General features: G+C 58.3%; 9 protein-coding genes. All 9 read right to left on the bottom strand.

Translation table 11 applies throughout. From position 1 onward, the window contains the following. Positions 1–45 precede the first annotated feature (45 nt). Positions 46–2,259 carry a DNA topoisomerase IV subunit A gene (gene parC / locus KP699_RS06010; protein WP_215761964.1) on the bottom strand — a complete coding sequence of 738 codons (2,214 nt, stop codon included), beginning with the start codon at positions 2,257–2,259 and terminating at the stop codon, positions 46–48. A gap of 68 nt (positions 2,260–2,327) precedes the next feature. After that, positions 2,328–3,128: a DNA repair protein RecO gene (recO, locus tag KP699_RS06005; RefSeq protein WP_215761963.1), complete on the bottom strand. Its 801-nt coding sequence runs from the start codon at positions 3,126–3,128 to the stop codon at positions 2,328–2,330. Between the two features lie 18 nt (positions 3,129–3,146). Then, positions 3,147–4,052, bottom strand: a complete 906-nt coding sequence (gene tsf / locus KP699_RS06000; protein ID WP_215761962.1) for a translation elongation factor Ts — start codon at positions 4,050–4,052, stop codon at positions 3,147–3,149. A gap of 128 nt (positions 4,053–4,180) precedes the next feature. Beyond that, positions 4,181–4,984, bottom strand: coding sequence for a 30S ribosomal protein S2 (gene rpsB, locus KP699_RS05995; protein WP_077931281.1), 804 nt, complete (start codon positions 4,982–4,984; stop codon positions 4,181–4,183). Positions 4,985–5,146: 162 nt separating this feature from the next. Continuing rightward, positions 5,147–6,250: an aromatic ring-hydroxylating dioxygenase subunit alpha gene (locus KP699_RS05990; protein WP_215761961.1), complete on the bottom strand. Its 1,104-nt coding sequence runs from the start codon at positions 6,248–6,250 to the stop codon at positions 5,147–5,149. Positions 6,251–6,445: 195 nt separating this feature from the next. Further along, positions 6,446–6,808: a hypothetical protein gene (locus KP699_RS16380; protein ID WP_252346829.1), complete on the bottom strand. Its 363-nt coding sequence runs from the start codon at positions 6,806–6,808 to the stop codon at positions 6,446–6,448. 108 nt (positions 6,809–6,916) lie between these two features. After that, the gene (locus tag KP699_RS05980) at positions 6,917–7,741 is read right to left on the bottom strand and encodes an aminotransferase class IV (RefSeq protein WP_215761960.1); all 825 of its coding nucleotides are present in this window, start codon (positions 7,739–7,741) and stop codon (positions 6,917–6,919) included. Beyond that, positions 7,738–9,159 (bottom strand): anthranilate synthase component I family protein, encoded by a 1,422-nt coding sequence (locus KP699_RS05975; RefSeq protein WP_215761959.1) that lies wholly within the window; start codon positions 9,157–9,159, stop codon positions 7,738–7,740. Before KP699_RS05975 ends, KP699_RS05980 begins: the two co-directional genes overlap by 4 nt. Positions 9,160–9,172: 13 nt before the next feature. Further along, positions 9,173–12,592 (bottom strand): DNA polymerase III subunit alpha, encoded by a 3,420-nt coding sequence (gene dnaE, locus KP699_RS05970; RefSeq protein WP_025827151.1) that lies wholly within the window; start codon positions 12,590–12,592, stop codon positions 9,173–9,175. Between the last annotated feature and the right edge of the window lie 12 nt (positions 12,593–12,604).

The following is a 12,604-nucleotide window of genomic DNA, read 5'->3' as shown; positions in this document are numbered from 1 at the left end:
TCGCACGCATTCGCCGCGGTACGTCTGCCCTCACCATCGAACCCTTCAGGCCTTCTTCAACGCCCAGGACGGGGCTTCCTTCCCTACGGCCGCCCGTTTTCCAACCCATGTCTGCAAATCCGCAAAGGAACGCGTCCGGGCATTACCGGGCCAGAGCAGACCATCCTCCGCCTTGAAGACAACCGCATTTTTCAGAGATTCACTGGCTTTGCCGTATTTCTGCAGGCCAACGCCCAGACCACGACCCATAACCGGCAACTGCTCCAGCGGGAAAATCAGGAACCGGCGGTTACTGCCCAGCACAGCAACCTGATCCCCCTCCGCAGGCACGCAGAGCTGTGCGCTCTCATCGCCTTTCAGGTTCAGTACCTGACGCCCGGAGCGTTTTTCCGCCACCATGCTCTCTTCATCCACCAGCATGCCACGCCCGGCGCTGGACGCCACAAGGCGGCGCGCACCGGCCTGCACCGGGAAGACCGCAATTACATCTTCATCGTTCGAGAGGTCAAACAGCAGACGCACCGGCTGCCCATCGCCGCGCCCGCGCGGCAGATCCGCGCCTTTTACGGTAAAGGCCCGCCCGTCTGTACCAAAGAAGCAGAGCTTATCCGTGCTCTGGCAGGGAATTGCCAGACGCAGGCCATCCCCTTCCTTGAACTTCTGGTTTTCCAGATCAACCGCATGACCTTTTACAGCACGCACCCAGCCTTTTTCAGACAGGATCAGCGTCAGCGGCTCACGTTCCACCGTTTCCACAACGGAAATATCAACCGGAGCAGGCGCGGACTGGAGCGTGCTGCGCCGCTTGCCCAGATACCCGTCACCAAATTTTTTGACCATGCCATCCAGTTCCCGCCCGATGCGGGACCAGCGTTTTTTCTCATCCCCCAGAAGCGTTTCCAACTCGGCTTTCTCGGCTGAAAGTCCGTCATGCTCCTTCCGGATTTCCAGCTCTTCAAGGCGACGCAGGCTCCGCAGACGCATGTTTAGAACAGATTCGGCCTGCAAATCCGTCAGGGAGAACGTCGCAATCAGGCTGGCCTTGGCGTCGTCCTCTTCACGGATAATGCGGATCACTTCATCCAGATTGAGATAAACCGCGAGGAAACCATCCAGAACTTCCAGACGCCGCAGAACAGCCGCCAGACGGTGGCGACTGCGGCGCTCAAGCACCTGATGCCGGTGGTCCAGCCAGGCACGCAGCACCTCTTTCAGGCCCATAACACCCGGCGCGCGGTCCGCGCTCAGCACATTCATGTTCAGCGGGAAGCGGCTTTCCAGTGTGGTCGCCCGGAACAGGGTTTCCATCAGCACTTCCGGCTCAATGCCGCGCGTTTTGGGTTCCAGCACCAGCCGGATCTGGTCCGTGCTTTCATCCCGCACATCGCCCAGCAAGGGCAGCTTTTTCTGCTCCAGCAGATCAGCAATCTGCTCAATCAGGCGGGATTTCTGCACCTGATACGGAATTTCCGTCACAACAATCTGCCATGTGCCAAAACGCCCCTGCTCAACGTCCCAGCGCGCCCGCATACGGAAGCCGCCACGCCCAGTCTCATAGGCTTTCAGAATGGCATCAGAATCTTCAACTATAATTCCGCCCGTCGGGAAATCCGGCCCCGGCATAAGCGCCAGCAGGTCCGCCGTGGTGCTTTCCGGCTTACGAACGAGCAGAGCCGCAGCCGCACAGACTTCTGCCGCGTTATGGGGCGGAATGCTGGTCGCCATCCCCACGGCAATGCCGGCGGCGCCATTAGCCAGCAGATTCGGGAAGGCGGCGGGCATCACAACCGGTTCCTGCTCCTCACCATCATAGGTGGGGCGGAAATCCACGGCATCGTCTTCAATGCCATCCAGCAGGGCTTTGGCAACTTCTGTCAGGCGCGCTTCGGTATACCGCATGGCGGCAGCATTATCGCCGTCAATAGAGCCGAAATTGCCCTGCCCTTCCACCAGCGGATAACGCGCGGCAAATTCCTGCGCCAGACGCACCAGCGCCTCATAGACCGAGGCATCGCCATGCGGATGGAATTTACCAATAACGTCACCCACCACACGGGCGCATTTTTTAAACCCGGCAGAGGGGTCCAGCTTAAGCTGGTGCATGGCATAAACCAGCCTGCGATGCACCGGCTTGAGGCCGTCCCGCACATCCGGCAGGGAGCGTGACATGATGGTGGACAGCGCATAGGCCAGATACCGTTCACTGAGCGCATCCGCCAGCTTGGTATCCTCAACATGGCCTTCAAATGTCTCGCTCATTTCCTGCTCCCCAGACCTGATGCCGGTTCTTATACAGGCAGAGACATAACGCTGTGACGCGTTTTGTTCTAGCCTTCTTCTGTTTCTCCGGAGTCATTCGGCACTCCGGCAAGGCGCGCCACGCGGTCCATCAGCCGTTCCCGCGCGGCGGGCAGAGGGCGATGCCGCTGGCCGAACGCGTCCCGCGCCAGAAAATGGCCGGTCAGCCGCAAGCCCGCCAGCCAGTCTTCCGGCGTGCCCGTTTCCTCCTCAGACAGCAGGAAAGACGGCAGCGGCAAAAGCCGGTCTTTCCATTCCCCCGCACCGTCTTCAGACACGGCTTTGCCTGTTTTAGGAGACACATAGGCAAGGCCGGTTGTTGCTCCCGTTACCGCACAGGCTGACAGGTCAAGCCCGAAGCCGAGTTCTGTCAGCAACGCACATTCCCAGCGCACCACATCCGGCACCCCTTCCCGCTCTGACACAGCCGGATCAAACCCCAGAAAGCTGAGGAGCTTTACTGTGCGGGCAAACAGAACCGGACACGCCTCCCCCTCAGGCAAAGCCGCATCCGCCAGCACGCAGACGGACTGAACCATGCTCAGTGTGAGCGGGGCATCCAGCAACCGGAAGCCGCATCCATAAAGTAATTCACCTGAAAGCCGGACAATGCCTCCGGCGGAGCGCGTCTGAAAACGGGTTTTCACCAGATTTCCCGGCTGCCATAACGCGCTGCCCGCGCGGGATCTGGCCCCGTAGACCACACCGCGCACCAGCCCGTTTTCTTCTGTCAGCACATGCACACGGGCATTATTTTCGCCCAGCAAGGCCGCAGAAAGCACAAGGGCGGGAGCCTCCCTGTCGAGGGAAGTCCCGCCCTGCTGCATCATCGTGCAAAAACGCCTGACTTAGACGCCAGAGACCTTCGCCACTTCCGCAGCAAAGTCATCGACTTCTTTTTCAATGCCTTCGCCGAGCTGGAAGCGGTCAAAGCCAGCCAGCTTCACACCAGCCTGCTCCAGCACCTTCTTCACGCGGCTTTCACCGTCATGCACCCACACCTGCTCAAGAAGAACAACTTCTTCATAGAACTTGCGGATACGGCCTTCGATCATCTTTTCGATGATGGCTTCCGGCTTGCCGGAGTCTTTCGCCTGATCAATCAGCACAGCGCGTTCACGCTCGACTTCAGCCGGGTCAAGGCTGGTCACGTCCAGAGCGGACGGGCGGGTTGCTGCAACATGCATCCCGATCTGGCGGCCAAGCTGATTGATGGCGTCAGAAGCGGACGGTGCTTCCACCGCAGCCAGAACACCAATCTTGCCAACGCCCGGACGCAGGGCACCATGCACATACGTGGCCACAACGCCAGACGGCACCGTCAGCACGCGTGCGCGACGCAGGGACATGTTCTCACCAATGGTGGCAATCAGGTGCGTCAGTTCATCAGCAACCGTGCGGCCACTGGCCAGCGTTGCTGCCTTGATGGCTTCCAGATCTTCGCCAACTTTCAGGGCAACCTGAGCAACAGATTCCACAAAGCTCTGGAACGCTTCGTTACGGGCTACAAAGTCCGTCTCGGCGTTCACTTCAACCATGGCTGCTTTTTTGTCTTCGGATGCAACAGCAACCAGACCTTCAGCAGCGGTACGGCCGGACTTTTTGGCAGCAGCCGCAAGACCTTTGGTGCGCAGCCAGTCAATGGCACCTTCAATTTCGCCGTTAGACTCACTCAGAGCCTTTTTGCAATCCATCATGCCTGCGCCAGTTGTTTCGCGCAGTTCTTTAACCAGTGCAGCGGTAATGGCCGCCATAGTTCATCTCCTTAAAAACCGGAACGCGCCCATCGGGGCGCGCACAGGGCTGTCATGCCTGTGGGCAGACACCTACTCTATCTGAAAAACCGGCCTGGCAGGTCATGCCAGAGCCGGTCAGCAAAACTTTAATTTGCAGCAGGAGCAGCGGCAGCTTCAGGCGCTGCGGCCGGGACTTCTGCTTCCAGAGCCGGGTCAACCGGCAGTTCTTCAGCCGCACCGAAATCCTGACCAGATGCACCCAGTTCTGCGGAAATCCCGTCCAGAACGGAGGAGGAGACCAGATCGCAATACAGGGAGATAGCGCGGATGGCGTCATCGTTCCCCGGAACCGGGAAGGTCACGCCCTTCGGGTCGGAATTGCTGTCCAGAATCGCCACAACCGGGATGCCCAGCTTGTTGGCTTCTTCAACAGCAAGCTTTTCCTTGTTGGTGTCGATGATGAACAGGATATCGGGCAGACCGCCCATTTCCTTGATCCCGCCGAGAGAGCGTTCGAGTTTGTCGCGATCGCGGGTCAGCTCAAGAATTTCTTTCTTGGTCAGACCGGACGTGCCGCCGTCGAGCGTTTCTTCAATCTGGCGCAGACGCTTGATGGAACCCGTAATGGTCTTCCAGTTCGTCAGCATGCCGCCCAGCCAGCGGTGGTTGACGTAATACTGGCCGCAACGCTTTGCAGCTTCAGCAATCGGGTCTGCCGCAGCGCGCTTGGTGCCAACAAACAGAACACGGCCACCACCGGCTACCGTGTTACGGATGGCCTGAAGAGCGCGGTCAAGCAGGCCAACAGTCTGCTGAAGGTCGATGATGTGAACCTGGTTACGCACACCGAAGAGGTATGGCTCCATCCGCGGGTTCCAGCGGCGGGTGTGGTGACCGAAGTGAACACCAGCTTCAAGCAGCTGGCGGAGTGTGAAATCTGGCATCGCCATGGGGCGTATCCTACCTTATCTGGTTAATCCTCCGCGAAGCACGGCCCCTTTTGACTCAGGGCACCAGACGGTGTGTGGCTTCGCGTGCGTAGTCCCGGCCTGGGCCAAGCGATGCCGATATGGCGGTTTTCGCTGGCCCTTGCAAGGCAAAAATGCGGGTTATCAGCCCTTTTTCAGCGGTCGGGCGTTTGCGTTGGGCACACCGCTGCGGGCCAGCAGGGCGCGGAGCGCCTTCACAATGGGGAAGACCTCAATGTTATGGTCACCACCCAGCTCCCGCCAGGCTTTCTGTTCCAGCTCAACCACTTCTTTGTCTTCTTCAAAGATTCTGTTGGTGAAAATCCCCAGAACAGGCCACGCCAGATCCAGCAGAAAGCCCCATTTGGGTTTTTTGACGGAAAGCAGCCCGAAGGTCTGTGTGCCCTGCTGGTCAGCCCCGAGCGGCACGTAAGCCACCCATAGGTCCATCACCAGATCGCCGTCTTTGTCATGAATTTGCAGAGTCTGGTACGGGTAGGTCGTGCGGATGGAGACAATCTCCTCCACCGGCTGTTCCTGCCCTTCAATGTCACGATGCTTGCCAAAAATCAGGGCCTCAGCCAGCGGCTGATTCCCGCCTTTACGGGCAAAGCTGTAGCGGGCTTCCTGAAAATTCTCGCCTTTATCCTGCCCCATGAAGCGGGCCGTGATAGACCCCATCTGCCGCCGGTGCAGGAACTGATGGTTCATGTCCATCAGGTTCTCATGCATGAAGGTGTAATGGCACTTCAGACGCGGATAAAAGCGGCGTGTCTTGAATTCCGGATTTTCCACCTGCGCAATCTCAGGAAGAGGCACCGTCTCGGCCAGAGCAGGATCTCCGGGGAAGACGAAAATCAGACCGCTTTTTTCCCGGCACGGGTACGATTTGACGGGCCTGCCGACTCCTTCCTTATTCAGGTAAGGCACCGTGACGCACTTGCCCGCACGGTCAAACGCCCAGCCGTGATAGCAGCATTTGATACAGTCCCCCTCGACCATCCCTTTGCTCAGGGGCACCTGCCGATGCGCACAGCGGTCTTCCAGTGCATAGACAGGGCCATTTTCCGGGCGGATCAGCGCAATGGGGTGCCCTGCATATCGGGCTGCGAACGCCTTGCCGGCGCGCACTTTATGCGACCATGCAACCGGGTACCAGAAATTCGGATCACAATCGATCTGCCGCAGATCATACTCCGGGGCAGAGTCCTGTTCAGCCGGTCTTTCCTGAATGGCATGGTCCTGCATGGGGTCACCTCCTGATAGAGCCAGAGGCGTATGCATAAAAAACGGCATCACCTCACGGGGTCATGCCGTCTAGCATTGGTCTTTCCTAAAACATCAGACAAGCCCTGCCTCTGCATGCCAGATTAGCAAGGCAGAGCGGCGCACCGCAACAGCGCACTGCCTGTCTTCCATCCCCCGCTTCAGCAGAGCAGACTTTCAGGAGTGTTTCGGCGTATGCGGCGCGGCGTGATGCTTACCGCCTTTGGCGTGCTGGCTGGGCTTTTCCGTCTGGCTGCCAGAAAGCGTGCGGCTATCGGACCCGTTACCGCCATTTGAAGGGGGCTGTGTGCCCGGCTGTTCAGCCTCAGTGCGCGGGTTGTTCCACAGCTTCTGTGAGGGTTCCACCCGCTTGCCGTTTTCATCCTGCGCGGCAGGCGGGACCTTGCCAACCTGAGACGCCGCCGAATTTGCCGTCGGCGTGCCCTGCGTCGGTACGGTTTCTGTGGCCTGTGCCATTGCAATAGCCGGTGCAACCAGCAGAGAAACAGCCAGAGTCATGGAATGAAGTTTTGAAGGCATGGAGCCCTCCTTTTTAACTGATCTAACAACAATCTCAGTTTTCTAACGATACTCCATCGGGAAGGTTGCGCGCCGTTTTATATCGGGCTGCCTGTGCCGTCCGCTTATTCAGGCCCCCGTAATCTCGGGAAGCGGAACATCCAGCGCCGCACATAGCCGCCGTAAGCCCGCAAAAGACAGGCTGACAGACTGTCCATCAAAAACCTGAACACGCCGCACACTCAGGCTGTTAATCAGATAAATGGCGTCCGCAGTCCTCAGGCGTTCCTGAACAAGACGCTCCTCCTGCAAAAGCCCTGCCCGCAGCAAAACCGCGCGTGCTATTCCCGGCAAAGCACCTTCTGAAACAGGGGGCGTTGCAAACCTGTTCTGCTCCTGAATCACCACGGTGCTGATCGTTGTTTCAGCAACCCGACCCTGTATATTCAGAAATAACGCCTCATCCCACCCGGCCTGCGCCGCCTCCCGCCGCGCCAGAATATTGGGCAGGTAGTTCAGGCTTTTCACTCTGTTTAACGGAGAAAGCTCATCCCGCCGCACAGTCTGCGCCGTCATGAGAGAAACGTCTGAAACCCTCGCCGCACCTTCCGCGACCGTCATGAAAACAGTGGGCGTGCAGTGTTGAGGGGGGAGCACGCCGCGCAGTGCCACACCGCGCGTGACTGTCAGACGCGCAGAGCCGTTTTGCAGGCCAGTTGCGTCCAGAAGGCTTTGCGCCGCCTGCGCCACATAGTCCATATCCGGAACAGGCAGACCCAGCACAGCCCCACCATTTTGCAGGCGCTCCATATGCAAATCCAGATGCAGAACGCGGCCATTTTTAACACGGAAGGTTTCAAACAAGCCGTCCCCGAGCGTCAGGCCCCGGTCCGCCAGACTGACATGCGCCTCTGTCGCGTTGCAGATCTGCCCGTTCAGCCACACAAACGTCATGCAGTGCCACCAAAAAGGGCAAAAAATGGTGCCAGTTTCAAACGCATTTCCGCATACTCCTTGCTTGCATCGGACAGAATAGTAATCCCGCCACCCGCCGCCAGTGTCACAGAGTTATTTTTTCGGATAAGTGTCCGGATAATCACAGAGCTTTCCAGACGCCCATCAACACCAAGGCACAGAACACTTCCGCAATAGGCCCCTCTGGGAGAAGCCTCAAGTTCTTCAATAATGTCCATCGCGCGATGCTTTGGCGCCCCCGTGACGGACCCCGGTGGCAGGGTTGCCTGCAACAGGTCAAACACATCACGCCCGGCATCCAGCGCGCCCCGCACCTCAGACACCAGATGATGCACATGCTCAAAGCGTTCCACTTTGAGAAACTCCGGCACCCCCATGCTGCCCAACCGCGCCACACGGCCAATATCATGCCGCATGAGATCAACAATCATGAGGTTTTCCGCACGTTCCTTCTCATCCTGGCTCAGAGAGGCCGCAAACCCCTCATCCTCTTCCGGCGTCTGCCCGCGCGGAGCCGTGCCTTTGATAGGGCGGGACGTTACAACGCCCTGTGTATCACACTGCAAAAACCGTTCCGGCGAAGACGAATGGAGGGCATATCCCTCACCACAGGACAGATACGCCCCAAACGGAGCCGGCGCCTGCTTCCGCAGGGCGAGATATAGTGCAACATCAGGAAACTCTCTGGGAAATTCAGCAGAATACCGGCCTGTGACATTCACCTGAAATATATCTCCGGCGGCAATATACGCTCTGGCGCGCTCTACAGCCTGACAATAAGCGGCGCGGGACTGATCAGCCTCAAACTGCATATCCGGCACATCAGGCATGATGGGAACCGCATGCGGTAGCGCTGCCCATGCCGCACTATACGGGGCACAAAGGCTCCTGATGTTCAGAGCGCCTTCCTCAAACACCAGACCCGCAACAAAAGACCGTTTTGAAAAACGATCCCAGATAAAAGCATGATCATAAAAACCGGCGGCGAAGTCTGGCTCGCCCTGCACGGGGCGGCACCCTGCAATCTTCTCAAGCTGCTGGCCCAGCCCGTATCCGGCAAACCCGACCCAGCCCCCGAAAAATGGTAACCGGATATCGTCAGGCCCATCCGCCTCTATCCCTCCGTCTCCCACAGCCTCGGGCATACCATGCCGTAACTGCGCAAAAAGCGCGTCAACCGTAAAAGGGATGCTATGTTGAGCATTGGTCAGAATCTGCCCGTCCTGCACCACCAGCGTCTTGCGGGGATTACGGCAGAAAATCTGCCAGCGGCCACGCTCTTCCACCGGGCCGCCACTATCCAGAAACGCACACCAGGGCGTATCACCCCACGCAGCAAAGACAGTCTCCGGCTCCCGCCAGACCAGTTCATGCGCCCAGAGGCGTGCGGTTGCCATAACTGTCGCGCCCCTAAACCTGCTCGACGCGGGAAATTCCTTCCAGCATTTTCAACTTCTGCCCCAGCAGAGGCGTCACCCGATACCCGCCGCGCAAACGGATTTCCACGTCACAGGTTTCCGCAACACCCGGCAGCAGCACAATGCGGCTGGAACCGCCTTTCTGCTCTGTCAGAATTTCATTCAGGCGTGGCAGAGCATCCTCCTGCTCCACCCAGATCCGCAACTCGCTTTTTGCCTGCGCTGCGGCCTGTTCAAGCTCTACAACATCCGTTGCGGTCAGGCGCATTGCCTCACCTTCCAGCTTCATGTCGGCTGTAACAAGAACTGCTGTTCCGGCTGTCAGACTGTCCCGCACACGGGTCAGCACTTCGGAAAAAAGTGTAACTTCACACCCACCGGAAGAATCAGAAAGCCGGACCCATGCCATTTTATTGCCGGTGCGGGTCGGGCGTTCCTTACGGTCCACCACGCAGCCTGCAATCCGCACACGCCCAACCCCTGCTTCCGCGGCGGAAAGCAGGCCGGAGCAGCGGGTTACGTCCAGCCGCCGCAGCACGGTGCCATAGGAATCAAGCGGATGCGCCGTCATATGGAAGCCAATCGCCTCGGCTTCCATCGCCAGACGTTCAAACTCCGGCCAGTCCTGACATTTGGCAAGACGCAGCGGCTCCACGTGGCCGCCACCACCAAACAGACCAATCTGCCCGGACGCAGCTTCCTGCGCCTGACTCTGCGCCCGCCGCAAAATCGTATCGGCTGAATTAAAGGCCAGTGCCCGGTTTTTATCCAGACATTCAAACGCACCAGCCTTGGCCAGATTTTCCATTTGCATCCGGTTGATCTGCTTCGGGTCAATCCGCATGGCAAAATCTGCCAGATCTTTAAACGGTTTGTTCCCACGCGTTGCCACAAGAGCTTCCATGGCGCTGAAGCCGACCTTTTTAACCGCCGCCAATGCGTAGCGAATACCATGTGTGCCATCCGGCAGCGTCTCGACCGAAAAATCAGCTTCGGATTTGTTCACATCTGGCGGCAGAACCTTAATCCCCATGCGCTCGGCTTCCTGCCGGAGTGCCGCCAGCTTTTCCGTGCGCTCCCGCGCCAGAGACATACAGCCCGCCAGAAACGCTACTGGATAATTGGCCTTCATCCATGCGGTCTGATAGGAGACAAGCGCATAGGCTGCGGCATGAGATTTATTGAAGCCGTAGTCAGCAAATTTCGCCATGAGGTCAAACACCTCAACAGCTTTATCACGGTCAATCCCGCGCTTTGTCGCCCCTTCCGTGAAAATCTCGCGCTGGGTGTCCATTTCCGCACGAATTTTCTTACCCATGGCACGCCGCAGCAGGTCAGCGCCGCCAAGGCTGTAGCCCGCCATTTTCTGGGCAATCTGCATCACCTGTTCCTGATAGACCATGATGCCATAGGTCTCTTCAAGAATATCGCGGATTTCCTCGTGCGGCGGCTCCCACGCCTCTCCGTGTTTTCTGCGGCAATAATCAGGAATATTCGCCATCGGGCCGGGGCGGTACAGTGCCACAGCCGCAATCAGATCTTCCAGCCGGGTGGGACGCATCTGTTTAAGAACATCCCGCATCCCCGCGCCTTCAAACTGGAACACGCCTGCGGTATCGCCCTTGCTGAGCATTTCATACGTCGCGGCATCGTTCAGCGGAATACGGCTGAGATCAACCTCAATGCCCATTTTTTTTAGGAAACCAACGCCCCTTTGCAAAATGGTCAGTGTTGTCAGACCCAGAAAGTCGAACTTGACCAGACCGGCCTGCTCAACAAACTTCATGTTATACTGGGTGACCAGCATATCACTTTTCGGGTCTCGATAGAGAGGCACAAGCTCCACTAAAGGCCGGTCCCCAATCACCACGCCTGCGGCGTGCGTACTGGCATGGCGGAACAGCCCTTCTATCTGCTGCCCGATTTCCAGCAGACGGCGCAACGCTTCATCATTGTCGCGCATTTCCTGAAGTTTGGGTTCCCCGGCAATCGCTTCCTTCAGCGTAGTCGGCTTGGCAGGGTTGTTGGGGATCAGTTCCGCAACGCGGTTCACCATACCGTAAGGCAGGCCCAGCACACGCCCCACGTCACGCACCGCTGCGCGCGCCTGCAACTTTCCGAAAGTGATAATCTGCGCCACACGGTCCGGCCCGTATTCCCGGCGCACATAGGCAATCACCTCGTCACGCCGGTCCTGACAGAAATCAATATCAAAGTCAGGCATAGACACACGTTCGGGGTTCAGAAACCGTTCGAACAGCAGGTTGAAAGGAATAGGGTCAATATCCGTAATGGTCAGCGCCCATGCTGCCAGAGAGCCTGCGCCCGACCCACGGCCCGGCCCCACCGGGATATCATGCGCCTTCCCCCACTGGATAAAGTCCGCCACGATCATGAAGTAACCGGGGAAGCCCATGCTGGAAATAATATCCAGCTCAAACGCCAGTCGGTCTTTATATTTCTGGCGGGTTTCCTCATCCATACTCATGCCGGACAGGCGTTTTTCCAGCCCTTCCCACGCCATGGCGCGCAGGGTTTCATCCTCAGTGGCCCCTTCACGCACTTTTGGACAAACTGGCAGAAGAGGCTTGCGTGTTTCCACTTTTACGGCACAGCGCCGGGCTATTTCCAGCGTGTTATCACAGGCGTCCGGCAGGTCAGCAAACAGCGCACGCATCATTTCCGGCGGTTTAAACCAGTGTTCCGGCGTCACGCGCCAGCGGTCGCGCTCCGCCATGGTGCGGCCCTGCGCAATACAGATCAGCGCATCATGCGCTTCATACATTTCCGGGCGAGGGAAAAAACATTCATTGGTCGCCACCAGCGGCAGACCGAACTGGTCGGCCAGTGCCAGCACACCCGGTTCCACCGCTTTTTCCACCGGCAGGTTATGCCGGTGCAACTCCACAATCAGGCGGTCTCCAAAGGCTTCCTTAGCCTGTGCGAGCCAGCGTTCGGCTTCATCCCTCTGCCCGTCCGCCAGCATCTGAAAAACCGGCCCGCGTGTGCCGCCGGTCAGCAGCAGCAGCCCCTCAGAATGGCCACACAGAACATCCATGCTGATAACCGGGTCCGCCGGGTCCGACTCTCTGAAGCCTGTGGAGGACAGATATTGCAGGTTTGCCAGCCCCACCTCGTCCTGCGCCAGCATAACAATCGGCTCGGACGGAGATCCCGGCTTGTCATTGCGCGAGGGCAGGCCAAGCTGGCAGCCAATAATCGGCTGAATACCGCTCTTGCTGGTATATTGCGAGAACTCCAGCGCCCCGAACAGATTGCCCGAATCCGTAATGGCCACGGCAGGCATCCGCATCTCTTTGGTCAGAGAAACCATCTCTGGCACGCGGATGGCCCCCTGGCTCAGGGAGTAGGCGGAATGAACACGGAGATGGACGAAATCGGCATAAGACATGCCCCTTTCTAT

The sequence above is a fragment of the Acetobacter sp. P1H12_c genome (genome assembly GCF_018811975.1).
Classification (GTDB): Bacteria; Pseudomonadota; Alphaproteobacteria; order Acetobacterales; family Acetobacteraceae; genus Acetobacter; species Acetobacter persici.
The sequence above is the reverse complement of the archived record's forward strand: the minus strand, read 5'-3'. Positions and strand labels throughout refer to the sequence as shown.